This is a genomic window from Pseudoalteromonas sp. SG45-5, assembly GCF_014164085.1.
Classification (GTDB): domain Bacteria; phylum Pseudomonadota; class Gammaproteobacteria; order Enterobacterales; family Alteromonadaceae; genus Pseudoalteromonas; species Pseudoalteromonas aliena.
Genome location: NZ_JACJEM010000017.1, coordinates 56,565 through 80,334, shown reverse-complemented (window position 1 = coordinate 80,334; position 23,770 = coordinate 56,565). Strand labels below are relative to the sequence as shown.

At 39.3% G+C, this 23,770-nt stretch carries 23 protein-coding genes; 10 read left to right on the top strand and 13 right to left on the bottom strand.

Annotated elements, in window-relative coordinates; genetic code table 11:
• Nucleotides 1-384 (top strand): tyrosine-type recombinase/integrase (locus H5119_RS07665; protein ID WP_182701802.1); only part of this gene is annotated, 384 nt, incomplete at its 5' end.
• Between the two features lie 67 nt (nt 385-451).
• Here the strand turns inward: H5119_RS07665 and gltX are convergent.
• The 4 genes from gltX to proB all read right to left on the bottom strand — a co-directional run bounded on the left by gltX (nt 452) and on the right by proB (nt 4,573).
• A complete protein-coding gene (gltX, locus tag H5119_RS07660; protein ID WP_182701801.1) occupies nt 452-1,936 on the bottom strand; it encodes a glutamate--tRNA ligase in 1,485 nt (494 codons plus the stop codon).
• A 39-nt stretch (nt 1,937-1,975) separates the two neighbouring features.
• Nucleotides 1,976-2,335, bottom strand: a complete 360-nt coding sequence (locus H5119_RS07655; protein WP_077535797.1) for a glutaredoxin domain-containing protein — start codon at nt 2,333-2,335, stop codon at nt 1,976-1,978.
• A 72-nt stretch (nt 2,336-2,407) separates the two neighbouring features.
• Nucleotides 2,408-3,367: a GGDEF domain-containing protein gene (locus tag H5119_RS07650; RefSeq protein WP_182701800.1), complete on the bottom strand. Its 960-nt coding sequence runs from the start codon at nt 3,365-3,367 to the stop codon at nt 2,408-2,410.
• 102 nt (nt 3,368-3,469) lie between these two features.
• Nucleotides 3,470-4,573 carry a glutamate 5-kinase gene (gene proB / locus H5119_RS07645; RefSeq protein WP_182701799.1) on the bottom strand — a complete coding sequence of 368 codons (1,104 nt, stop codon included), beginning with the start codon at nt 4,571-4,573 and terminating at the stop codon, nt 3,470-3,472.
• Nucleotides 4,574-4,692: 119 nt separating this feature from the next.
• Here proB and H5119_RS07640 point away from each other — a divergent pair, with 119 nt between their 5' ends.
• Nucleotides 4,693-5,652 carry a DMT family transporter gene (locus H5119_RS07640; RefSeq protein ID WP_024598646.1) on the top strand — a complete coding sequence of 320 codons (960 nt, stop codon included), beginning with the start codon at nt 4,693-4,695 and terminating at the stop codon, nt 5,650-5,652.
• Here H5119_RS07640 and H5119_RS07635 read toward each other — a convergent pair.
• The 3 genes from H5119_RS07635 to pdsO are packed head-to-tail and all read right to left on the bottom strand — an operon-like array spanning nt 5,547 to nt 8,945.
• The gene (locus H5119_RS07635) at nt 5,547-6,152 is read right to left on the bottom strand and encodes a class GN sortase (RefSeq protein ID WP_182701798.1); all 606 of its coding nucleotides are present in this window, start codon (nt 6,150-6,152) and stop codon (nt 5,547-5,549) included. The genes H5119_RS07640 and H5119_RS07635 overlap by 106 nt on opposite strands.
• Nucleotides 6,149-8,167: a marine proteobacterial sortase target protein gene (locus tag H5119_RS07630; protein ID WP_182701797.1), complete on the bottom strand. Its 2,019-nt coding sequence runs from the start codon at nt 8,165-8,167 to the stop codon at nt 6,149-6,151. Before H5119_RS07630 ends, H5119_RS07635 begins: the two co-directional genes overlap by 4 nt.
• 46 nt (nt 8,168-8,213) lie before the next feature.
• Nucleotides 8,214-8,945, bottom strand: a complete 732-nt coding sequence (gene pdsO / locus H5119_RS07625; RefSeq protein ID WP_182196193.1) for a sortase-associated OmpA-like protein PdsO — start codon at nt 8,943-8,945, stop codon at nt 8,214-8,216.
• 204 nt (nt 8,946-9,149) lie between these two features.
• On the opposite strand from pdsO, the gene pdsR reads away from it, so the two are divergent.
• From pdsR to H5119_RS07610, 3 genes are all read left to right on the top strand, one after another.
• Complete coding sequence (pdsR, locus tag H5119_RS07620; protein ID WP_182701796.1) at nt 9,150-9,839, top strand: proteobacterial dedicated sortase system response regulator; 690 nt, start codon at nt 9,150-9,152, stop codon at nt 9,837-9,839.
• Complete coding sequence (pdsS, locus tag H5119_RS07615) at nt 9,839-11,974, top strand: proteobacterial dedicated sortase system histidine kinase (RefSeq protein ID WP_182701795.1); 2,136 nt, start codon at nt 9,839-9,841, stop codon at nt 11,972-11,974. Before pdsR ends, pdsS begins: the two co-directional genes overlap by 1 nt.
• 151 nt (nt 11,975-12,125) lie before the next feature.
• Nucleotides 12,126-12,290: a hypothetical protein gene (locus tag H5119_RS07610; RefSeq protein WP_182701794.1), complete on the top strand. Its 165-nt coding sequence runs from the start codon at nt 12,126-12,128 to the stop codon at nt 12,288-12,290.
• Between the two features lie 21 nt (nt 12,291-12,311).
• On the opposite strand, the gene H5119_RS07605 is transcribed toward H5119_RS07610, so the two are convergent.
• Nucleotides 12,312-13,556 (bottom strand): multifunctional CCA addition/repair protein, encoded by a 1,245-nt coding sequence (locus H5119_RS07605; RefSeq protein ID WP_182701793.1) that lies wholly within the window; start codon nt 13,554-13,556, stop codon nt 12,312-12,314.
• A gap of 132 nt (nt 13,557-13,688) precedes the next feature.
• Between H5119_RS07605 and H5119_RS07600 the strand changes: the two genes are divergently transcribed.
• The 5 genes from H5119_RS07600 (at nt 13,689) to H5119_RS07580 (ending at nt 17,993) form a co-directional block, all read left to right on the top strand.
• Nucleotides 13,689-13,907 carry a hypothetical protein gene (locus H5119_RS07600; RefSeq protein WP_033023621.1) on the top strand — a complete coding sequence of 73 codons (219 nt, stop codon included), beginning with the start codon at nt 13,689-13,691 and terminating at the stop codon, nt 13,905-13,907.
• A gap of 439 nt (nt 13,908-14,346) precedes the next feature.
• Nucleotides 14,347-15,798 carry a P-loop ATPase, Sll1717 family gene (locus tag H5119_RS07595; RefSeq protein WP_182701792.1) on the top strand — a complete coding sequence of 484 codons (1,452 nt, stop codon included), beginning with the start codon at nt 14,347-14,349 and terminating at the stop codon, nt 15,796-15,798.
• 473 nt (nt 15,799-16,271) lie between these two features.
• On the top strand, nt 16,272-16,976 hold the full coding sequence (locus H5119_RS07590) for a hypothetical protein (RefSeq protein ID WP_182701791.1): 705 nt from the start codon (nt 16,272-16,274) through the stop codon (nt 16,974-16,976).
• A 5-nt stretch (nt 16,977-16,981) separates the two neighbouring features.
• Nucleotides 16,982-17,434: a hypothetical protein gene (locus H5119_RS07585; protein ID WP_182701790.1), complete on the top strand. Its 453-nt coding sequence runs from the start codon at nt 16,982-16,984 to the stop codon at nt 17,432-17,434.
• Nucleotides 17,435-17,693: 259 nt separating this feature from the next.
• Nucleotides 17,694-17,993: a hypothetical protein gene (locus H5119_RS07580; RefSeq protein ID WP_182701789.1), complete on the top strand. Its 300-nt coding sequence runs from the start codon at nt 17,694-17,696 to the stop codon at nt 17,991-17,993.
• A 401-nt stretch (nt 17,994-18,394) separates the two neighbouring features.
• Here the strand turns inward: H5119_RS07580 and H5119_RS07575 are convergent, their stop codons facing one another.
• From H5119_RS07575 to H5119_RS07555, 5 genes are read right to left on the bottom strand one after another with little or no spacing between them, the layout of a single operon-like run.
• Nucleotides 18,395-19,546 carry a murein transglycosylase domain-containing protein gene (locus tag H5119_RS07575; RefSeq protein WP_182701788.1) on the bottom strand — a complete coding sequence of 384 codons (1,152 nt, stop codon included), beginning with the start codon at nt 19,544-19,546 and terminating at the stop codon, nt 18,395-18,397.
• Between the two features lie 32 nt (nt 19,547-19,578).
• The gene (locus H5119_RS07570) at nt 19,579-20,079 is read right to left on the bottom strand and encodes a DUF1543 domain-containing protein (protein ID WP_182701787.1); all 501 of its coding nucleotides are present in this window, start codon (nt 20,077-20,079) and stop codon (nt 19,579-19,581) included.
• A gap of 19 nt (nt 20,080-20,098) precedes the next feature.
• A complete protein-coding gene (locus H5119_RS07565; protein WP_182701786.1) occupies nt 20,099-21,448 on the bottom strand; it encodes a sigma 54-interacting transcriptional regulator in 1,350 nt (449 codons plus the stop codon).
• Nucleotides 21,449-21,450: 2 nt separating this feature from the next.
• Entirely contained in the window at nt 21,451-21,996 is a 546-nt protein-coding gene (locus H5119_RS07560; protein WP_182701785.1) for a hypothetical protein, read from the bottom strand.
• Nucleotide 21,997: 1 nt separating this feature from the next.
• Nucleotides 21,998-23,455, bottom strand: a complete 1,458-nt coding sequence (locus tag H5119_RS07555) for a sensor histidine kinase KdpD (RefSeq protein WP_182701784.1) — start codon at nt 23,453-23,455, stop codon at nt 21,998-22,000.
• Nucleotides 23,456-23,770: the final 315 nt, after the last annotated feature.

The following is a 23,770-nucleotide window of genomic DNA, read 5'->3' as shown; positions in this document are numbered from 1 at the left end:
AATACGGAATATTCTGGCGTATGGATGCCATATGCCTTAACTAAAAAATATCCTTCAGCCGCAAAAACACTAGCATGGCAGTATTTATTTCCCTCTCATATATTAAGTTCAGATCCTCAAAGTGGCGAAATAAGGCGACATCATTTTCATCACTCTTGCATTAGAAAAGAAGTGAAAAAAGCCGTTCAAAAACCAGGGTTAACAAAAATAATAACACCCCATACATTAAGGCACTCTTTTGCTACTCATTTACTGCAAAATGGCGCCGATATAAGAACCGTTCAAGCTCAGCTTGGCCATTCTGACGTTAAAACTACACAAATATATACCCACGTACTACAACAAGGTGCTAATGGTGTTATTAGCCCTTTTTCAAAATTATAAGTGACCCGATTAAAAAAGCCGAACTTATTTTACTAAGCTCGGCTTTTAAAAATGCATTATTTAGCAATTATGCACTTGGGTATTCGCGGTACGCACGCTCTATATTTTTAGCCTGCTTTTTAGAAATACCTAAATGAGCAAGTGCTACACGTAAACGAGCACGTGATAGGTCAGACCCTAATATTTCCATTGCATCAAGCACTGACGTACTTGACGTTTTGCCAGTAATGGCGACAAATATTGGCTCTAAAAAATCTTTAATTTTAAGCTCGTGGAATGTCGCAACTTCTTTTGCTATTGCAAAAATAGCGGGTTTGTCAAAGCTACGTAAGCCTTCAAGCTGCCATACAAAAAATTGTAGTGCTTGGCGAATCACGTTTTCATCTGCTTTACCGGCAGTTAGTAATGCTGGATCGTAAGTTGGAATGCCCCCTACAAAATGCCCTGCTAGCTCAACCATATCAGAAAGCGTGTTGATGCGAGCTTTAGCTTCTGGCAGTACTTTAGCAAGCATTTTACCGTTAAATTTCCAATCAACGAAGCGCTGCATTAGCTCTTCATCGGTTAGGTTTTCGCGGATCCACATGCCGTTTAACCAGCTTAATTTATCTACGTCGAATACTGGACCACCAAGCGATACGCGCTTCATGTCAAAGTTTTCAATCATTTCATTAAGTGTGAACTTTTCGCGCTCATCTGGCATTGACCAGCCCATGCGGCCTAAGTAGTTAAGCACGGCTTCTGGCAGGTAACCCATTTCTTTATAGTAATTAATAGAGGTTGGGTTTTTACGCTTAGACAGCTTTGATTTATCTGGGTTACGCAATAATGGTAAGTGACCAAGCACTGGCGCTTCCCAACCAAAGTCTTCATACAGTTTTAATAACTTAGGTGCTGAGTTAATCCATTCTTCACCACGGAAAATATGGCTAATTTGCATGTGGTGGTCGTCAACTACGTTTGCTAAAAAGTATGTTGGGAAACCATCAGCTTTTAATAACACTTGCATGTCTACGTTTTCCCACGGGATCTCAATTTCGTCACGTAGGTAATCGTTAAACTTAAATGTGCCTTCGCTTGGGATTTTCATACGTATAACGTAAGGTTTACCCTCAGCTAGGTTTGCTTTAATTTCTTCATCTGTGTGGTTTAAACCACGACCGTCGTATTTAGGGCGCAAACCTTCTGCCATTTGCTCTTCACGCATTTGATCAAGCTCTTCGCTTGTTGCAAAACAGTAAAACGCTTTGCCATCGTCAACTAACTGATGCGCGTATTTCTTATATAAATCGCTTCGCTCAGACTGACGATAAGGACCAAATTCGCCACCCACATCAGGACCATGATCCCACTCAAGCCCTAACCAACGTAGGCTATCCATAATCGCAAGTTCAGATTCTGGCGTGCTACGTACTTGGTCTGTATCTTCTATACGAAGTACAAATTCACCGCCTTGTTGTTTAGCAAAACAGTAGTTAAATAAGGCGATATAAGCGGTGCCAAGATGCGGGTCACCAGTTGGCGACGGGGCAACACGGGTGCGAATTGTCATGGTATATTCTCTTTAAATAAGTGAGATAGTAAAAGTGGTTTATGCAGCTACTTTGTTTAAGTAAGCAATAATATCGTTTGATTCATACAACCATTGTACTTGGCCGTTTTGCTCTATACGCAGGCAAGGCACTTTAACTTTGCCGCCTTGCTCTAGTAGCTCTTGACGATATTGTTCATTATTTTTTGCATCACGCGTTTCTATGTTTAAGCCTTCGCGTTTAATAGCGCGACGCACTTTTACACAAAACGGGCATGCTTTAAATTGATATAGTTTAAATTGTGAGGTTTGCTGATCAAGCTGTGCTTGCTCGTCGCTTGCACGCTTTTTACTGCGGGGAGTAAATACAAAATTAAAGAATAAAATTATACAACCTAAAAACCAACGAACTAATTTCATGTTCTGTGCTCTGTTTACAACAATTTAAGGAGCCAGATTTTAGCACAAATTTACAATCAAAAAAGCTCAATACTATTGAGTTGTTGCCACTTCGTCATAAAGCGCTAATTCACTGCACGCTGTTACTTTGTTTCGGCCTGTTTTTTTAGAATGGTAAAGCGCTAAATCAGCCTGATTAACAATACTCGATACGGTATCAATGCTTTGTAATGCTAAAAAACCAATGCTGATTGTTAGCCGCTCAATTTGCGCAAAAGAATGATCGGCCACATTAACTCTAAGTCTATTTAATGCAGTGTAAGCTGCTGCTTGGCTTCTTGATTGAAATAAAATAGCAAACTCTTCTCCTCCATACCTAAATACGTAGTCCTCAACTCTAAAATTATATTTTAATAATTTAGCCACTTGGGCAATAACACCGTCGCCCACTACATGGCCAAAATTATCATTCACATTTTTAAATAAGTCGATATCAGCAATCGCTAAATACCAACTTCGATCTTTGTTAACGTTCTGCCTTGGTAATAAAAAACCATTGCCAGACACTATTTCCATTACTTTTTTATCAAATGTTTGCCTGTTTAGCAGCTCGGTTAGCGGATCTAATCGAGACTTGTGTAAAAGCCATAGCTGATTGGCATAAATATTTAAAATATGTAGAGCCATAACACCGATGCGCTCTGGTAATTTTTGTGGTGTTTCTATGATCAACACACCAATCACATCTTCTAAATGATAAATAGGTACATAGCTTATTGTGCGCCCACCTGCATGGCTGACTCTAACTTTATTTGGAGTGGCTTTACTTAGTAGCTGCTGTATTTTAGCCGGTTTTACATGCTCAATATCGCTTGGGGTGTTAATTAATTTAGGAGGGACCGGCACACAAAAGTACTTATTTATATAAATAGCAAAATTATCGACTTCCAGTAAATCGCTAATTACTTGGATAAGTGCAGCGTCTAAATCTCCTTCTTCCTCTTGTTGGGTAAGTGAAATAATCCACTCATGACCACATTTATTTGCTTGCATTTCCATGCCTAAACTGGTTAATCTGCAACCAGTTTAGTCAACATTTACGATTTTACTAAATTATGAGGCAATACTTGTAGGCTAATCTTTTTTGGTTAATATCTAAAGTAGTACTAAGTCATCGCGATGTAATACTTCTGCACCGCTATCGTAATCAAGTAACTGGCCTATTTGATTAGAGTGTGCGCCTTTAATTTTAGTGACCTCAATACTACTAAAACGCGTTAAGCCACGTGCAATCACTTGATTTTTTTTATCAATTAAATCGATTAAATCGCCTCTTTCAAAATGTCCAAATGCATTAGTAACGCCTTTAGCAAGTAAGCTTGCGCCTTTATTTTGCAGCGCGGCAATAGCACCTGTATCTATAACAATTTGCCCTGTACTTTTAGGCCCCGCTAGTAACCATTTTTTACGACCATCTTTTGGGGCGGCGAGCTTTATAAAACGCGTACCTGGTAACTCGTCACTCATACATCTTAAAATAACGTTTTTACCTGCGCCTTTAGCAATAATAACTTCAACGCCTGCACGCCTTGCGATGTCGGCTGCTTGTAATTTGGTTGCCATGCCGCCAGTGCCTAAACTTGTACCACTGCCACCAGCAAGTTGGCGCAGTTCATCGTTTATATGTGTTACTTCACCAATGAGGGTTGCATTGGCATTGGTGCGCGGATCGCTGGTAAATAAGCCTTCTTGATCGGTAAGTAGCAGCAGCTTATTAGCATTAGCCAAAATAGCGACAAGTGCCGATAAATTATCGTTATCGCCAACTTTTATTTCGCTCGTGGCTACTGCGTCATTTTCGTTAATGATGGGCACAACGTCGTAATTTAATAACGCATTGAGTGTATCGCGGGCATTAAGGTAGCGCTCTCTGTCGTCTACATCGGCGCGAGTAAGTAGCATTTGCCCTACGTTTACACCGTATAAAGCAAATAGGCTCTGCCAAATATGAATAAGTTGACCTTGTCCAATTGCAGCAAGCATTTGTTTATCAATTAAGCTTCTGCCACAGGGTTTTAATAGTTGTTCGCGCCCAGCAGCAACTGCACCGCTCGATACTAAAATAACGTGATGACCCTGCTTTTTAAGCTCGCAGCATTGGCGTACTAATTCAACCATATGTGCTTTGTCTAGCTTATCGGTGCCGCCAGTGAGTACGCTTGTACCAAGCTTTACAACTATTACCTGTTCCCTTTGCATGTGCTTTTTACTACTGATTAATTAAAGATGAATTAATTTATACCAGCTCGGTATTTTTGAACAAGTTAAAAATATTCATGCTAGGATCTGATTTTATTAAATTATGTAAATTACTCTCTATGCCTGCCAGTTTATGTTTAATTATTGCCACCTTTTTATGGGGCAGCTCTTTTATTGCGCTCAAATACGCCATTGCCATTTACGACCCTGCATTGGTGATATTTTTACGCATGCTCACCACGTTAGTTTTGTCGCTTTGTTTATGGCGCTACGTTATTCGGTTTGAGTACTTAAAAGGTGACTGGAAGTATTTAGTGGGTATGTCGCTTGCTGAGCCTTGCTTATACTTTTTATTTGAAGGTCATGCAATGGAATACACGTCAGCCTCGCAGGCGGGTGTTATTGTGTCGTGCTTACCTATAATTATTGCCCTACTTGCCTTTGTATTACTTAAAGAATACATAAGTAAATCCATTGTGGTCGGTTTTACGCTGTGTATTGGCGGCAGTATTTTACTTACTCTTCTATCCCCAAATTCTGAGCAAGCACCAAATCCGTTACTGGGTAACTTTTTAGAGTTGATGGCTATGGTGTGTGCGGCATTTTATACCGTAAGTATTAAGCATTTAGCTAATCGCTATTCCCCCCTGACTTTAATTGCACTGCAAGGTATTAGCGGAAGCTTATTTTTTGCGCCGTTTTTATTTTTTATCGACCTGCCAAGCGAAAACCAACACGACTTAACCGCGCTAATGAGCATTTTATATTTAGGCTCGTGTGTAACCCTTGGCGGCTATGGCATGTACAACTATGCTATTAGCAAGGTATCGGTATTAACCGCTGCGGCATACTCTAATTTAATTCCTATTTTTACACTTATTTTGTCAGCGATTATTTTGGGCGAAGTACTCAACGTTTGGCAATGGTTGAGCATATTTGTGGTATTTATTGGTGTAATGGTAAGCCAGCGCCATCAAGAACTTGTGGTTGATATACCGCTTAGTGAATCGGGCGAAGACATTTGCGCAGATACAAGCAATCTCAAATCAGTACCTGAGGCAAGCGAATCAAAAGGGTAACAGGTAAGTAAATACAACCCAGGTGTTTGTAAAAAGTCATATTGAGATTGATGAATAACCTCAATTCCCGTTACCTTATAATTTTGTATCACCCCATTTTGCAGTTGCAAAGTAAACGCTTCCCCCACTTTTGCGTTTTGTAAAAATGCAAAGTGGGTGTCGTTATGCCCAGCTATTAGCGCCCCTTTTTCGTTTCCAAATTCTTTTCCGCCAAGCTCCCCTGCGGGTAAAAATTGGCTAGGCGCAAACGCTAAATTACGACCACTCGCTCCAGCAAGCACACTCAACGTTGTATTGTGGCTTGACCAATTAAGCTTTGCTGTCACGTAGCTGTCGGCGTAATACCAGGGTTTTACTTTGGTGCCAGATGATTTAAGCGCCTCTTGCCATGCTTGCTCAATTAATACTTGAGCAAGCCACGCTTTTGCCTGCATATAAGCGCCGTGCCCAAATAATCCAAGCCCAGCGATTAGTAAGCCCGCGCTTAGCCACTTTTTCATTTATGTTCCCTACTTAATTTAGGCCCTCGGTTTATTTTAAGCGCGCCAAATCCCAATAATAAAATACAGCCTAACAATATGTGGAGCCTACTTTGCCCATCGGTTTGTGGTAAACGCATTGCCATACCTTGCGGTACTGCATTAGTAGCTTGCGCCATTTGCTCTGCCACTTCTTTTGTTTGAGTGTGTTCAATCGCTATAAAAGCAGTAAAGGGGCTAAGTAATTGATGAGTAAGTGCAAGCTCCTGTACTTCATCTTTAACGGTACTTTGCTCGTTGTATAAAAGTAATGACTTAATTTTTTGGCGCGCCCATAGCTTTGCAATACCTTGAGCGCTTGAGCTATTTTTTGTGCTTAATTTAATACTTAAAGGCCCTTGTGCTGTTTGCCCAGCAAGTACCACACTTTTGGCATTATTAAGCTTTATAGCGACCATGATAGGCTCGCCAAAATATAAATCAGGTAGTGGTGATGGCCAAAAATCTAAGCTGTTACCGCTTTCATCGCTTAGCGCCAAATTAGTAATCGCAGGATGTGCAAGCTTATCAAACAACTGCTGCATTTTAGGTTGCACCTCGCTTGTGCTGCCTATAAAGGTAAATGAGCCTTTGCCTATATCTGCCGCTCGGCGCATAAAAAAGCTGTTGGGTGCACTGCCAATACCCACTGTAAATAAGCGGCTATCGCCTAATTTACTTTGAATGTTTTTAAACAATACGTCTTCGTTGCTTACGCTGCCATCAGTTAAAAATACAACTTGGCGTACAAAACCATCAAACTCGCTGCCATCAAGTACGGCATTAAGCGCACCTTGTATTTCTGTGCCGCCGTCGGCTTCTAGGCTATAAATAAATCGCTCTGCGCGGCGTAAGTTAAAGTCGCTGGCTATAAGTGGTTTATCGCTCATTGGAGTCACTATGTTATCAAAACCAATAATATTAAAGCTGTCGTCGCTATCAAGTAATGAAAGCGCATAAAACAACGCTTTTTTAGCTTGCTCCATAGATTGCCCGTGCATAGAGCCCGACGTATCAACGACAAATACCATTTCGCGAGGTAATCGCTGAGTTTGTGTAAAGTGATCCCCAGGTGGCATTAGCATAGCAAGCCCGTATCGATCGCCATTTTCAAACTGCTGAGTGAAAAATGCAGCTTGGGCCTGCTCTTTTTGCAGCGGTTTAAACTCAAGTACAAAGTCGCGATTAACTGCATTTACTTCATTTAACGCTATTTTATATTGCCCAAACGCAGTTTTTTTCACATCAATATTATGAAATTTAGAATTGATATCCACCAGCTCTAAGCCAACGTCTATATCAATGTTTAAGCTAAATTTACTACTTGGTACGTTATCAGTTTGAGTGATGTTTTGAGTGCTGTAAACAGGGCTTAACCACCCAGTTGGAAGTGGATTTGTATGCGCTTGATGTTGAGTATTAACCTCAACCTCACCACTAATCGCGTGATAACGCGGTGTAATGGTAGTAGGAAATCTAATAGCGAATGTACCGCTGTTGTAATCAATTATTTCTTGATACTCAAGCTCAATAATTACCTGCTCACCAGGGCCAATATTCGCCACATTCGTAATAAACATATTGGCGCGTTGCTGGCGTACGAGTGCCGCTTGCTTGCCTGATTTTTTAGCCTCTTCGTATTTTTTTTCAGCCTCCACTTTTTTATCAATTTGGCCTTTAATAACTCGCCCACCTATACGCATCGTCATGGCATGTACGGCGCTTTCATCTGGCAATGGAAAAACGTAGCGCGCATTAACTGCAAACGGGTTTTCGTTTTGATAGGTTTGCGTTACGACAACATGATTAATCAGGCCTGTTAAGGTCATATTGGCGTCGCTTTTTAATATTATTGCTGAGCCTGCTGGCACACCATTGCTATCAAAAAGCTCTAACTTGGGTGATTGCGCATGGCTTTTGAAGCTCGCTAACAGCACAATCGCTATGAATATAAAAATGCTTACTTTAGTAAGCATTTTGGTTGGTTTACTCAACATAAAATCACTCCATCGAACGCTTAGCTTTACTTAGATTCAGTTAGGTTTAGTTACTCGCCGTTTGGCCATTTACACTATTTATTGAGCGAGTGGTAAGCGTTACGCGTCTATCAAAAAAGTTATCTTCCACCGTGTTGCTATTTGCCAATGTTTGCTGCTCGCCAAATGCCTGCGTGCTTAAGCGTTTGTGGCTCACACCGTGCTTTATTAAATAGCTTTGCACGGCATTTACACGTGCTTTAGAGAGTAAAAGGTTGGCTTGCTCATCGCCGCGCTGATCGGCAAAGCCACTTAAATCAAGTGCGAGTTGTGGTTGGTTGTTTAACAAGGTAACGAGTTGGTCTAACTGCAGCGCAAAATGCGGGGCAATAACACTTGAACCTGTTTTAAATTGCACCGTCATCGCCAATAAGTTATTAATTTGAACTTGAGTTAACTGCTCATTTTGATTGGCAAGCACTTCTAGCTGTTGCTCTAACATATTATTGTGGTTAAGCACGTGTTGGTAATCGCTGGTTTTTTCTTTCATGACCGTAATAGCACGCTCTTGCTCTGCAATTTTATTATCAGCTACTTTTGAATCGCCTATTAAGCCACCAGCAAATGCCCCAATAAACGCACCTATTGGCCCGCCTACTACGCCGCCAATAATAGCGCCTGCACCTAGCCCAATAGCCGTTTCTTTATGGGCTTCTTTTGATGGCGTGTTAGATGTTGAGGCAATTGCTGGAGTACAAAAACTAGCAACCAGTGTTAATGCAATTAATGTCTTCTTCATGATTTGATCCTTTAAATTACTTTTTAATTTGTGATGTTTTGTTTTGATGGGTGTATTAAAACAAGCTCAAGTGGCAACAAAGGGGAGCAAAAATGGCAAACTGCTGAGCAATTGTGGCAAAAAAATGGCAATTAGCTTTTTAACCTTACTTAGGTTAAAAACTTCGTTATAGTGCACAGCAGAGCCGATAGGATAATGATTAAAATGAAAAAAATAGCCATCATTGAAGATGAACCCGCAATCCGCGAAAACTACATAGAAATGCTTAGTGCACAAGGCTACCAAGTGAGCGGCTTTACAGATCGCGCCAGCGCTGAAGCTGCATTTAAAAATGCTCTACCCGATTTAGCTATTGTTGATATTGGCTTAGGCCATGAAATAGATGGTGGATTTTTACTCTGCCAAACATTGCGATCGCTTTCTAAAACACTGCCTATTATTTTTTTAACCGCCCGCGATAGCGAAATAGATACCGTATGCGGCCTACGCATGGGCGCAGACGACTACTTAACAAAAGACATAAGCTTGGCTCACTTGGCTGCACGTATTGGTGCGCTATTTCGCCGCATGGAAGCACTTGAACAACCCGCTGATGCAAACGCCCTCATAACACGCGGGCAGTTAACGCTCGACACGCAACGTATGCAGGTATTTTGGCAACAACAATTAGTTGATTTAACCGTAACCGAATTTTGGATGCTGCATTCACTCGCCCAGCGACCAGGCCATGTTAAAAGCCGTAACGATTTAATGAGCGATGCAAAAATTTATGTAGACGACAGCACTATTACTTCACACGTAAAACGTATTCGTAAAAAGTTTATAGCACTCGATAGCACCTTTGATTGCATAGATACCGTGTATGGCATGGGCTACAGGTGGGAACAACACTAATGCTACGATTTGGTCTGCGCAGTAAGTTTATATTACTTTCATGTTTTTTGTTTTTGCTGCCGTGGCTTGGCTACGAGTACGTATGGGAAATGGAAAAGTTTTTACGCCAAGGCCAAGAAAAAACCCTCGTAGGCACCACTCGTGCACTTGCTACTGCATTACATGAGCGCCCTGCATTATTTGACGAGCAAACCAACTTTTTAGACCAAGTAGTAAAAGGCCGCGATTTATACGCTTATAATCTTAAAAACCCTATTCAGCTCGACGGTAAACTTAACGATTGGGACAGCTATCAAACGCTATTTTGGCATTACGATAAGCGCTACTTACAAAAAACAGATAACAAACATCAAGCCAGTGACTTATCGTTTGATCACATGGTGGGAAAATTTGATAACTACTTATACGCCGTATTTAAAGTCACCGACAATACCCTTATTTATCGCGCTAAAAATAGCTTAAGTATTACCAATAACGATTATTTACAAATTGGCTTAAAAACACCTGACGGCCAATTTAATACCTATATAATTGCGCCTCGCCAAGATGGCTGGGTTAATGCGTTTGATGCAAATACCAAAGCCCCTTTTACAAAAATTCAGGGCTATTTTGAAAGTACCGAATCAGGTTATAACGTAGAGCTGCGCTTTCCTATTAACATGCTGGGCAACAAACTTGGCTTTGCCATTGTTGATGTAGATAATAAAGAGGCGTTGTTAGAACCTAAAATAATGTCGACCTCAAACTTAAATAACCCAAACGATTTAGGCTCTGTATTAGTCCCTTCTCCAGAAATTAGCCGTATTTTAAAAGGCATGGGCCACAGTGGTAGCCGCATTTGGGTGGTCGATAACCACCATCGTGTACTTGCACAATCGGGTACTATTCAAAATGCAGATGGCGTTTGGGCTGATGGGCTTGCTAACCAAGCACCTGAAACGTGGTGGCTGCGCTTTGAGCAAAATTACTTACACCCTATTTACTATAAAATATTAACGCGCCCCGAAAATGAGTTTTTAGATACCCTGCACGATGTAGCCTCTATGCAGGGCACACATTTAGCGAAAGCATTAAAAGGACAACCAGCATCGTCTTGGCGATTAACACCCGACAGTAAAGCCGTTATTTTATCGGCCGCTTACCCGATTTGGATCCAAGACCAAGTAATTGGCGCGGTAATAGCAGAGGAAACCACAAACGGCGTACGTACGCTGCGTAACAAATCGCTCGAAAAACTCTTTAACGTTATTTTAGCTGTGATGCTAATTGGTACTGTCACCTTGTTCTTTTTTGCCTCACGTATATCAAACCGAATTAGGCGACTGCGCGATACTGCTGAGCAAGCGATTGATGCACAAGGGCGTGTTACCGGCAGTATTAATTACAGCGACGCTAACGATGAAATTGGCGATCTGTCTCGTAGTTTTTCAAATATTGTAAGCCGACTTGGTGGCTATACCGATTACTTAGAAAATATGTCGTCGCGGTTATCACATGAGCTGCGCACGCCAGTTGCCGTAGTGCGCTCATCACTCGAAAACTTACAAAGCTTGCCACAGAACGAGCTGAGTCAAAAATACCTCGATCGCGCCAGCGAAGGCGTTGAACGCTTAGGTAAAATAATAACTACCATGAGCGAAGCCACTCGCCTTGAGCAAAGTATTCAAAGCAACGAGCCTGAGCCTTTTGATTTACAAAAAGTAATAAATGGCTGCATGCAAGGCTATCAGCTTACTTACCCAAACCAGTTATTTACGCTTGATGTATGCCAAAACAAATTACCAATGCAAGGTGCACCGGAGTTTATAGCCCAGCTGCTTGATAAGCTTATCAATAACGCGATGGAGTTTAGTGAAGTCAATACGGCTATTAATGTAAGCCTTAAGCAGAGCGAAAATAAAGCAATATTAACTGTGAGAAACAAAGGCCCTGCTTTACCCGAAGGATTAACTGAGCATATTTTTGACTCTATGGTGTCGGTGCGTAGCCAGCAAATGCAGCAACAGCCACATTTGGGGTTAGGGCTTTATATTGTAAGGCTGGTGTGCGATTACCATAAAGGCAGTGTAACCGCGCAAAATAATGAGCAAGGCGATGGTGTCGTGTTTGCTGTAAGCTTGCCTTCACATAACTAAAATAGTTAATAGAGCGGTTTAACACGCCGCTTACCCCTTCAAACCTGCCGATTACAATTTAGTACCACTGCAAATGTAACTATTCACTTTTTATTCAGTCGAACAACCATACCCTAAAGCCATATTAAAGTATCAGATTGAAGGAGTACCCATGAAGCCATCACTTGAGCGTGAAGAACTGGATTTTATTTTTGATTTATACAGGCCCTCTAAAAAGCCTAAACCTGAAAACGTAAAACCAAAAAGCGCAAACTTCAAAGAACTTAGAAAACACGACACGACTAAAAACCAAGGCGTATCGCATTATCTAGTTTAATTTAATTGTAAGTTATTGGCCTTACAGCTTCTCATTTTGTAAAAATGTTTTAATGCAGCTTATTTCTGCAAGTTTTACTTCTTCGCCTATTTCAGGGCCTTTTTTGCCATTTTTAAGTGCATTTTGCACTACCAGCTTCTTATCCATTTTTTGCAGTTCAGTATGAATTGCTCGCAGTTTAGCTGCTTGCGGGTATGGCTTATCAACAAGTGTTTCACCACGCCCTTGTGCATCGCATTGGCATGCTTGGGTAAACGCTATAAAACGTTCTGGGTGTACCAACGCATTTAAGTTAGTCACTATTAGCTTGTGGACGGTTTGCGGCCTTAACTGATCAATTGTATGGCAAAGAGTGTGGTTATCACTGGTGAGTACACCAACATCGCGAAAGCGATTAGGCACTTTTAAGCGCTCACAAAATGCCTCGACTACTGCAACGCCTTCGCGTTCGTGCCCTCGTAAATTTCCATGTTTTTTAAAACTCAATGCTTTTCCAAAGTCATGAGTTAATGCAGCAAAACGCGTTTCCAAATTAAAATTTAAATCGGCGGCGCGTCTAAGTACTAACATGGTATGTACAAATACATCCCCTTCAGGGTGATGGTTTGCTGGTTGCGGTACATTAACCATGCGCTCAAGTTCTGGAAAAACACCTAAACCTTGCAGTGCTTCAAAATAAAGCTCTGGGTGTTTTTCGCCAAGTGCTTTTTCGGTTTCAAGCCATACGCGCTCAGGTACTAAATGATTTAGCTCACCTTTATTTTTAAGCTCGCGCATTAACGCATACGTACTTGAGTGAATACTCCAATCACTGCCATAGCGCGCTAAAAAACGGGCAATACGCAGTACTCGAACAGGGTCTTCCACAAATGCCTCAGTGGTGTGGCGCAGTGTTTTATTTTGTAAGTCAGTTTGACCATTAAACGGGTCAATAATATTACCGTGTTCGTCTAGCGCCATTGAATTTATGGTTAAATCGCGCCTTGCTAAATCTTCTTCGAGCGTTACTGTTGGGCTGGCATCAACCACAAAACCGGTATAGCCTTTGCCGCTTTTGCGCTCTGTGCGCCCTAGTGCATATTCTTCTTTTGTTTTTGGGTGCAAATAAACTGGAAAGTCGCTACCTATTGGTACAAAACCAAGCGACTCCATCGTTTTTGGTGTTTCACCAATCACTACATAGTCGTTATCTTTTGATTTTATATTTAGCAGTTTGTCGCGCACTGCACCACCAACGAGATAAACTTGTTTTAAGTTACTTTTCACTTTATTCCCATAAACATTAATAAAATTGTTTGATGTTAATCATATCATTAATTAATAAATTCTGCGGAGTTTGCCAAGCCTAAACAAGCTCATTACAATGGCGCATTATTTTTAGCTACAGCCTCGTATTCAATGAAAAATCATTCATCAAAAAAAGAACTTATGTTACTGCCTATTTTATTGGTAGTTATTTTAATGTGCGTAGCAGGTCACTTTTTGCTACAAGCAAACTTTCAAGACAGTAATGTGGTTGAATACATGTTGGCAGCACTGCCGTTTGCTATGTTTGGGCTAGTTATTGTGGCATTTAAAATGGCCGCCAAAAGTGAAAAAGAAGAACAAGAGGAATGACTTATTTGTAAGAGTTAATTATTATTAAGGAAAGGGAAAGGGAAAGGAAAAGTAAACACTCTGCCTAATTTTGCTCTTATCTAAGTTAAATAATTAGGACGAGTGTCTGTTTAATTTGTAATTTGCTATAGCAGCAGTATTGCTTTACTCACAATATAAAAAAGCTGCAAAACACGATGCATTAAAAATGAGTAAGCCTCTATCATTTCAGAAAAGCTAATTAAACACCAGTAATACCTTTCAAAACATCCACTAAAACAACACCAAACTCTCTTTTAATATTTCATCTGAAATTGAAGTAACCAATTGAACCAAAATAGGAACTCAGCTATGGTTTGTATATCAATAAAAATAAATTCAAAACGAGTTAACCTACAGGCTCGTTAGCTATGTCGTAACTATTAATTTCGGCGTTTAAAATATATGGAAGTTTTTAAAAATGTTAAGAGTAAAGTTAAACGATAAATCACTATTTGGAAATGATGCCGGAGAGGATGAATTACAAGAAGTACTTAACTCATACTTCATTGAAAATGATGATTTTGATGACTTTTATGACCCTGACAATAGACTTAGCGTTGTTAGTGCGAGAAAAGGAATGGGGAAATCTACTCTTTTATCTAAATTAGATTTTGATTTAAGCACGAAAGAAGAATTTGGCAGTCCAATCGTCGTCAGGGTGACAGGAAATTCACTATTAGGGTTGGGAGATTTCACTGATAAAGACCCTGCTTATTTGGAAAATTATTGGAAGAGAATAATATGCAAAGAAATAAATATTCATATAGGGAATAGCCTTAATTTTGCATTTACAAGTGATGAAATATCGATGGTTGAAATCTCTGAATTGGAAGGAATGAAAAGTAAAAATTTAATTGGAGGGCTTATCTCACGAATTAAAGGTAAGTTACCTCTATTATCGGCTGAAACTGTTGGTTTTAAACCAGAAAACTTAGAACGTTTATTATCTAACTTTCTCGAAAAAAACAGTGAGAAAAAAGTTTGGGTTTTAGTTGATGATATAGATGCTAAATATATTGATACTGAAGATTACCAACATCGTATAAGTTCTTTTTTTAGTGCTATTAGAGGCTTGTGTCATGATGTTAAAAATTTAAATATAAGAGCAACCGTACGTTCAGATGTTTGGACTAATTTAAGGCATGTAGAAGATTTAGATAAGTGGGACCAATATATTATTAATATCGTTTGGACTAAACGGCAAATGAGGGATATGTTGACCAAAAAGATATTATCCTATGTGAAAAGAAAGCACCCTGATTCTTCAGAAGCTAAGTACATTTTTGATAAAGATTATAATAAATTGATAGCTTTAATTTTTCTTTCTCCGATAAAGTGGGCAGGGAAAGATCGACCTGTTTTTGATGCAATAAATGCATTCTCCAATCATAGACCTAGATCTATGGGACAGTTATGTAGAATGGCGGCGAATCAAGCCCACAAAAGTCGGTGTAAAGTTTCATTAAAACAGTTCAATGAAATTTTAACTAAGTTTGGTCAAAATAGGAGAGATGACCTAATTAAAGAACATATCCATCAGTTCCCTCAACTTGAGAACCTTATCGATTCATTTCGGGCTGGTCAAAAAGAGTATAAACTTTCTGACTTAGAGATCGTTTTTGATACAAAATTTATAAAAGGTAGGGGTAATTCTGAGATCCCAGATATTGATGGTAAGCCTTATACATCTCCAGTAGATTTAGGGAATTTTATGTATAAGACTGGTTTAATATCTAAACTACCTGATAGTAAACAAAGTTTTACGTTCTATTCAGACGATCCTGATTTGTTTTATTCGCAGGAAAACAAAAATAATGACGTTGTGTGGTCTGTTCATCCTAGTTACAGAAATTACTTAAATATTAGCTAAAGATAGCTAATCGAGTCGCTGGAGTTCTCTAACCTCCAGCTTTCCACCACCCATCATACGCTTTTTAGCAACAGGAATTCTAATGGATAGGTGTTCACCTTCCGCAAAATAAACAAGACATTCAGTCTAAATTTTGTACTTTATCAAAATTAAATAATTAGGGTGCGTGTCTGTTTAACTTGTAATTATTCAAAGCCGTAGTATTACGTTGTTCGCATCATAGAAAAGCTGCAAAATACGATGCATAAAGAAGGGTAAGTCCCTATCACCCCAAACAAGCTATTCACACACCTCTAACATCTTCCAAAACGCCAATTAAAACAGCACTAAATCCTCTTTTATTATTTCACATAGAACTTAAATAACCGATTGAACCAAAACAGGAACTCAGCTATGGTTAAGACGTAAATAAATAATAAACGAGCTTAATATACAGACTCGTTAGATTACATTACCAAATTATGGAAAATAGAATGCAAAATGGACAGCAAGAAGATCAAAAAATATTTGAAGCCTCAATTCAGGCACTACAGTCTGAAATAGCAAATGTAGGTGTGCATTTGATTATTGATGCAGAAGCGCGACAAGCTTATTCCAAACAAATATTAAGAATGGCTTCAGAGCTAAGAATAAGTGCAAATACTGGAAGAATTACTTGGTCTGCAGCAGCCACTCAAGCCCAAGACACCCGAAACGTGATAATGGATGTAATTCGTTCTAGAAGTACGCCTGTTGGTTTGGCCATGGCACAGCAACTCAAAAGCGAAGGAAAAACGTTGAATGAGCTTGTTGCAAAAAAAACAAAACAACTTTATGGGCAAACTAGAACATTTGATGGGCTATCTAAAACGAAGCAAAATATCGTTTATTCTGAAATCGTAAAATCTGCAGGAAAGTCTAATCCTAAAGTTACAGCTTCAATGAGAAAGCTATCCTCTGCTGGTAGGAGTTTAGTTTTTCTGTCTATTGCTATATCTGTCTATACAGTTGCTACCGCTGATAATAAGTTTGATGCAGCAGGAAAGGAAATAGCGATAACTGGTGCTGGTATAGGCGGAGGCATTGCAGGAGGGGCTTTAGCTGGCTTAGCATGCGGTCCTGGAGCTCCAGTATGTGTGACAGTTGGTGCATTTATTGGCGGTGCATTAGCCGCTTTTGGCGTGAGTATGACTTGGTGAAAAATATGATTACACTCGACAGTCAAGAATTTAATACACAGCCTACTTCCTCACAGCAAAGCTGTATATTTTTAGGTAACACGAAAACAGGTAAAAGTATTGACGGTAGTTATTTGGAACTTTGTATTAAAACAGGTTGTAAGTACCTTGTATTTATGACGGACGACACCCCTCATGAAGATATGCTTCACATTCATCTTTTGGATAAAAATTTAGATGTTATTGATTCAGCTACAATTGGAAATATGTATTCAACGGGATCTTTTCGAGATTATAATATTCAAGAACCCAATACGTTAACCTTCTATTTTATTGGTGGAGCTCAATGGAAAGTAGAAATATTGGATAAAAAAGAGTTTTTATTTCCATTTATTTCACAACCCAAAGGCGTTTCTCGAAAAAACATCTTTTCCCAATACTTTAAAATATATGGTAATCCACAATCAGAGGTTCAGTAATCTCACAAGCCACTCACACACCTGCAATATAGTCCAAAATGCCAATTAAAACAGCACCAAACCTCCTTTTAATATTTCACCTGAAATTGAAGTAACCGATTGAACCAAAACAGGAACTCAGCTATGGTTTGTTTATCAAAAACAAAAAAAATTTAAAACGAGTTAATCTACATACCCATCACGTGTATAAAAAGGTTAATTTTTTATAATAATATGAATGCTAGCTCATATTTTATGTATTTTGAACAAGGAGATAATAATGACCACAATTACTGAATTCGATACTTGGTTAGATGCGGCAGGTGTCGAAGGACATGAAGAAGTTTATGCATTACATTGGGCAGTCTCAAACCGAGAAGAAATGGGAATGTACAAGTGTGATGTAAATAATGGAAGATATTTCATAACAGCGGATGGCACTGACGATACATTGATGCTAGCTTCGGATAAAGCACTTCATGCTTTTTTATCTAAGGTTGAGAGCTGTTTCGGTATAAGTGATTTTGGAGATATTGAAGGTTGGTATGCATACAGTCGCGCAATGTCTAAGGATGACTAAATGATATAAAACATACCTAATATTGAGCTAAGAACTTTGTCTGTCTGTAACTAAGCATTGCAGACTGCAATTAAGAATGATGACTTTTTATCTGAGACTGTGGATAAATATGACTATCAAAAAAGCTCGTATATGTAAAAGTTAGAGTTTATTAAACTAATTAAATTGTACAAAAGAGCATAAAAATGGCGTTCCAATTGCACTAAAAGCCTTCCTCGAGAGTCTATTTAAAGAACTATGCTAACTAAAAATTAAGAAGATGAAATAAGTTGTACGCGCGCGGACAAACTTACTATCCCCCATTTAATGTGCTGCCAATGACTATCCATAACCTAAACTAACTGCAAGTTTGATCAAACTCTAGCATAAAAAGTAACTAGCTAAATTAGGATCTATCCAACTTATTGATATGCTTTTTCTGCTACGGTCACTTTTTCTAAGTAATGTCTCGATTCAGCTCTAGAGTGCTTAGTTGTGAGTATTTTATAAAACTGACTCGACGTTAGTTGGTTAATTTTTGAAAATGCGATTGTTCTATTTGAATTAAATATTTTTAGTACATTACCTGCGCCACCGTTATATGAAGAAATCATGGCGTAATGTTGGTTTTGTTTGGTTTGTATTTTATTTAAATAGCTATTTTTTAGTACACTTAAATACGCACTGCCAATATCTATATTTCTTTTAGGATCAAACAATACTTCTTTACTCGGCTCCCCTGGTATTTTCTTTATTTTTTGATAGACGTCTCTGCCAGCGCGCGACGGAATTATTTGCATTAATCCATACGCATTTGAAGAGCTTACTGCGTAAGGGTTAAAGTGACTCTCTGTCTCAATAATACCGTAGATAAGCGATGCGGGAAGCTGATATTTTTTTGCCGCAGCTAATACATAATCACTGTATTTTTGCTTTCGTAAGTGGGCGTTTTGTTCTACCAGAGGAAAAGACACTGATGTGATTGAATGGCCGTAACTACGTTTTTTTTGCACTTTGGTGTCTACTAAATAACGAGCAAAACGATTTGCCCGCCATTGATATTTTATGGGGAGTCCGTCTTCATCGAGCACTTGTTGATACAAAAAAGGTTCGTCCCCTAAAATAGGCGATTTACTGGTAAAAATATCTGTTTTATGTGGGTCACTTGAGGTCAATAATGTCATTACAATTGCTTGAGTTAAAAGCGAATTGGTATTTTTAGTGGCTATGGTTTCGACCTGCACCATATTACGGTCAAAATCAATAACGGCGCGTGCTTGATAATCATTGCTGTATTTTACATACTTTCTGCGCGTTGGTTGCTGAGTATTTTTTTTACCCCATTTACGACTAACTACATTTTCTAACGTTGCTAATAGCTGACTAACACTCCCCACTTGTTGCTTAATTGAACGCCGCGTTTTTTTTACTTGTTTTTCAATTGCTTTAACATCGGTGGGGTTGTTTTTTACTTGTTTCGCAAGTTTATTGAGATCCCTTACTGGCGCCAGGTGCGATATTGACTCGCAACCGGTCAATAATAGAATAAACACTAAGAAGCCATACTTTTTCACAAATATCCCTATTGAACCAAGTAAAGTTATTATTACAATATATGATAGCCAAACCAATCTGGCTTTATAGTTTGTGCTTCACTGCTGGGGGTTAACTTTATATTCAATTGGCTGTCGAGTAAATCGATAGCAAAACAGTCATCTACGTCGTGTAAATCATCTTTATGAATATGACTAAGCCCTGCAAGTAAATCGTCTTTTGCGCGCTGCTTGGCTTCATCTGCATTGCTTGCAACGTATAGTGCAAAATCGTGCTGCTCAGCAAGTGAATCGCTTCTGTAAGCACCTAAGTTTACAAAATAGAGTTGCTTGTTTTGCTCAACGTACGTATCAACAACCTCAACTTTAAAGCCATCAATATGATTAATCGCCATGTAACTGTCCATATGAACGCTGTTTTTGTCGCCCACCCATTGGCTTTTTAATTTTGAATACGTTTGCTCAATGTTTTGCCCCACTACAAATCGAATATCGTGCATTTCTATATGGCAACCCTGAATTCGCCCCCCTAAGTACACCATAAATAACTGCATGTTTATTTCCTTTAAAAATTCAATTTAAATTATCAACGTCAATATTGTGTTTTTTAATTAGTTTATAAAAGTCAGAACGGTTACGCTTAGCAAGCTTAGCGCCTTCAGCTACATTCCCTGCCGCCATTTTGAGAGTGTTAATCACGTAATCACGCTCAAATTCTTTTTTAGCATCGTTTAACGAGAGCGGCGCTAGGTTTTTTTCATTACTATTTAGAGCAGCTAACACCAATTGTTCTGATATTACCTCACTTGGGGTCAGCGCAACAACCTGTTCAACTACATTTTGTAGTTGGCGAATATTACCTGGCCAATCGTAACGTACTAATGCGTGCATAGCATCGTTAGCAAAATGCTTTTCACTTTGGTTCATACGTTTAGCAATGCTGGCGCTAAAATACTGGGCTAGCAGGCTTACATCTTCACGGCGCTCGCAAAGAGGCGGTAGTTTTAAATTAACAACGTTTAAGCGATAGTATAAATCTTCTCTAAATTGCTGGTTTAAAATAGCTTCTGGGAGGTTTTTGTGTGTTGCCGATACAATACGCACATCTATTGCTATTTCTTCTTGAAAGCCCACTGGACGAATAGTTTTTTCTTGTAATACACGCAGTAACTTAACTTGTAGGTTAAGTGGCATATCGCCTATTTCATCTAAAAATAACGTGCCACCTTGCGCTTGTTGAAACAAACCTTGGTGGTCTTTAATCGCCCCCGTAAACGCGCCTTTTTTATGACCAAATAATTCTGATTCTAAAAGTTCACTCGGTACCGCGCCACAGTTTATAGCGACAAAGGGCCCATCGCTTACATGACTATGCTGATGAATAGCTTGGGCGAGCAATTCTTTACCTGTACCACTGGCCCCAGAAATAAGTACATTAACCTGTGTTGGACCAAGTAGCTTTACTTGCTCTAGTAAATGCAGCATAGCGCCACTGCGCGTTACAATATTACTTTTAGGCGCGGCTTCATCGGCGTTAACACCATGAATCTCTATAGCTTTGGCGAGACTGTCGAATAACTCGTCTTTATCTACTGGTTTGGTTATAAATGCAAAAATGCCCTGTTTAGTTGCCTCTATGGCATCAGGAATTGAACCATGCGCTGTCATCATAATTACAGGCAATGCAGGATAGCGACTTTGCAGCTGACGATGCAGAGCCATACCGTCCATTTCATCCATACGTAGGTCGGTTATTACTGCATCAAACACTTGGCCTTTTAGTATTTGCAGTGCGGTTAAACCACTTTCACAGGTAGTTACTTCGTATCCTTTTGATTGGATACGAATAGCGAGCAGTTTTAATAAGCTAGCGTCGTCGTCAACTAATAGTACTTTTGCACCTTGCGGTTTGGTTGCGGCCATAATTACTGCTCCTTAATTTCTTCACGTAGTAAAAGCTGCTGTTCGATAGTTGCTAACGATGAGAGGGTTTCTTGCATTTTATTATTCAGTGCTTGCTGCTCTTTTTTAGCATTTATTTGCATAGTAATGTGTTGTTTTTGAAGCCATAAATATTGCTTTATATCATCAGGCCAAAAGTAAGCAAGATCGAGCTTAAGCAGCTTAGTCATCACTGTATTTGGGTCGTTACTTATATTTAAACACATAAACTTAAAAAAACGCTTAAGCTCGCTCTCGCCAGTAAAAACATATTTACTTGGCACTAATTTAAATCCGCCACATTGATTAGCATGCCATGCAATAACTTGATCTGTGGTTGGATAACCCGGTTCAATTTTTGCCTTAGGCTTTGGATTTGGTTTGTTTTTTTTATCGTTTTTTATGTTAGTGGTAACTGCAGGCTCTGGTGTTATTAACACGCGATCTTTTTGCCCGTTATTAATTTTACAACCCGATATAAGCATACTGACACTGAGCACACAAAAAATAGCAATGTAACGCAAGCGCATGTTAACTAACTCCTGGATTTTTTGTAATGGGAATTTGAATTAAAAACCGACAACCATGAGGCTCATTATGTTCAACGGTGAGTGTTCCTCTTAATTGTTCAACTGACTCTTTTACAATAGTTAACCCCAATCCACTGCCTTGTAGCGTAACACTTTTACTGTGTTTGCCTTGATAAAAAGCGCTGAAAATATGAGTTTTTTCTTGCTCCTTTATACCGCAGCCTTCATCAAGCACAGCAATACAAAGTTGGTTTTGCTCAAGCGCTAAATTAATAGTGACGCTTTGCTTATCTTGTGAAAATTTTAAACCATTTGAAATAAGCTGAATTAAAATCATCTCAATAAGTTCACTAGGCAAAGCAAGTGGCTTATTAGGTAGGGTATTTTGCCACTGCAGAGCCTGCTCACGCGCAGTCAAGCGATGTTCAAAATGGTTGCTAATTTTATTAATAAGGAGGCTAAATTCAACCTCGCTTAGACTATCTTTACTGGTACGAATGGCATTATAACTTAGCAAGCTATCAATCATTGTGCGAAGGCGCACCATAGATTGGCTAATGAGCTCAAGCACCGCTTTTTGCTCATCGGTAATTGGGCCTACTATTTCATCAGTTAATAAATCAGTGCCTTCGACCATTGAAGCAAGCGGCGTTTTTAGCTCATGAGTTACATGGCGTAAAAAAGTATCTTTTTGCTGCTCAAGCATATGAAGTTGCGCTTGCACCCACTGGAGTTTTTCGCCTAGCTCAACAAGCTCAGCTGAACCTGTGACAGATATTTTTTGCTGCCAATGTCCCTGCCCCAGCTTATCAATAACCGTAGTTAACCCTTTTAGCCGCCCACTTATGCGCCACAAAAAACCTCCGCCAACAATTAAAGTCAGTGGAATAAGTGCCACCAGCCAATTGATAAATGACGTTTGCAAGCTTGTTAGCTCGTTTTGGTTATTGGTAATTTGCGCTTCGTTTTTATCTCGCAGCCATAAGGTCAGCTCCGCGACAAGATCACTCACTGGCATAAACAATTCTGCTTGTTGTTGTTTTTGATCAATAAGTTCAACATGTGCGGCTTCTAAAACGGTATATAAACGCTGCCACTGCTGAGTGTAATCGCGTTCGGAGTTAATCAACTTTAGTTCATCAATGCTTTGCAGGGATGATTGCCATTTATCGACAATGAGTTTATCGAGCGATTCACTTTTTAACACCCAATTTTGCCTAGTGGCACGCTCAAGGCTATTGAGTTCTTGTTTTAAAATATTGAACGATTTGGTCACTTGATAGTTATTACTGACAATATTTTGAGTAACAGCCAACTGTTTGTTAAGCGCATTTAAAAAAACAATTACCACAATAGAAAGCGGGAGTAACGAAAGCAGCATACTTATTGCAAACTGCCCTATTAAATTAGGTCGCCAGTTAAGCATTGCTTGGTATTTTTTAGATATGGTTGCAGACATTGCATCTAGCCCCTTTAGAGTGAAGCTGCTGATTTTACCAACCTTATTTAAAATATCATAATGTTAGCCTTGCTATTGAGCTGTTTTCTTATCGCTATAATAGATCATTAATTTAAAGCAATGGGCATTATTAAGCGTCTACCTTATACATCCGCTGAATTTAATACGCCTAATCGAAAAATAAAGCCGCTTGTCGCCAAATAGCAGCAATGTAATCTACTGAGTTATACCAATCTGCTTAACCTGAACTCTGGTTAAGAGATTTACTTAACGTATTAAATCATGGTGATATTTGAATTTATTTTCTCTAGCCAG

What these genes read in the sequence shown, in the direction of transcription:
- gltX (WP_182701801.1), bottom strand. Translation starts at nt 1,936, where the DNA reads ATGACAATTCGCACCCGTGTTGCCCCGTCGCCAACTGGTGACCCGCAT.
- H5119_RS07655 (WP_077535797.1), bottom strand. Translation starts at nt 2,335, where the DNA reads ATGAAATTAGTTCGTTGGTTTTTAGGTTGTATAATTTTATTCTTTAAT.
- H5119_RS07650 (WP_182701800.1), bottom strand. Translation starts at nt 3,367, where the DNA reads ATGCAAGCAAATAAATGTGGTCATGAGTGGATTATTTCACTTACCCAA.
- proB (WP_182701799.1), bottom strand. Translation starts at nt 4,573, where the DNA reads ATGCAAAGGGAACAGGTAATAGTTGTAAAGCTTGGTACAAGCGTACTC.
- H5119_RS07640 (WP_024598646.1), top strand. Translation starts at nt 4,693, where the DNA reads ATGCCTGCCAGTTTATGTTTAATTATTGCCACCTTTTTATGGGGCAGC.
- H5119_RS07635 (WP_182701798.1), bottom strand. Translation starts at nt 6,152, where the DNA reads ATGAAAAAGTGGCTAAGCGCGGGCTTACTAATCGCTGGGCTTGGATTA.
- H5119_RS07630 (WP_182701797.1), bottom strand. Translation starts at nt 8,167, where the DNA reads ATGTTGAGTAAACCAACCAAAATGCTTACTAAAGTAAGCATTTTTATA.
- pdsO (WP_182196193.1), bottom strand. Translation starts at nt 8,945, where the DNA reads ATGAAGAAGACATTAATTGCATTAACACTGGTTGCTAGTTTTTGTACT.
- pdsR (WP_182701796.1), top strand. Translation starts at nt 9,150, where the DNA reads ATGAAAAAAATAGCCATCATTGAAGATGAACCCGCAATCCGCGAAAAC.
- pdsS (WP_182701795.1), top strand. Translation starts at nt 9,839, where the DNA reads ATGCTACGATTTGGTCTGCGCAGTAAGTTTATATTACTTTCATGTTTT.
- H5119_RS07610 (WP_182701794.1), top strand. Translation starts at nt 12,126, where the DNA reads ATGAAGCCATCACTTGAGCGTGAAGAACTGGATTTTATTTTTGATTTA.
- H5119_RS07600 (WP_033023621.1), top strand. Translation starts at nt 13,689, where the DNA reads ATGAAAAATCATTCATCAAAAAAAGAACTTATGTTACTGCCTATTTTA.
- H5119_RS07595 (WP_182701792.1), top strand. Translation starts at nt 14,347, where the DNA reads ATGTTAAGAGTAAAGTTAAACGATAAATCACTATTTGGAAATGATGCC.
- H5119_RS07590 (WP_182701791.1), top strand. Translation starts at nt 16,272, where the DNA reads ATGCAAAATGGACAGCAAGAAGATCAAAAAATATTTGAAGCCTCAATT.
- H5119_RS07585 (WP_182701790.1), top strand. Translation starts at nt 16,982, where the DNA reads ATGATTACACTCGACAGTCAAGAATTTAATACACAGCCTACTTCCTCA.
- H5119_RS07580 (WP_182701789.1), top strand. Translation starts at nt 17,694, where the DNA reads ATGACCACAATTACTGAATTCGATACTTGGTTAGATGCGGCAGGTGTC.
- H5119_RS07570 (WP_182701787.1), bottom strand. Translation starts at nt 20,079, where the DNA reads ATGCAGTTATTTATGGTGTACTTAGGGGGGCGAATTCAGGGTTGCCAT.
- H5119_RS07565 (WP_182701786.1), bottom strand. Translation starts at nt 21,448, where the DNA reads ATGGCCGCAACCAAACCGCAAGGTGCAAAAGTACTATTAGTTGACGAC.
- H5119_RS07560 (WP_182701785.1), bottom strand. Translation starts at nt 21,996, where the DNA reads ATGCGCTTGCGTTACATTGCTATTTTTTGTGTGCTCAGTGTCAGTATG.
- H5119_RS07555 (WP_182701784.1), bottom strand. Translation starts at nt 23,455, where the DNA reads ATGTCTGCAACCATATCTAAAAAATACCAAGCAATGCTTAACTGGCGA.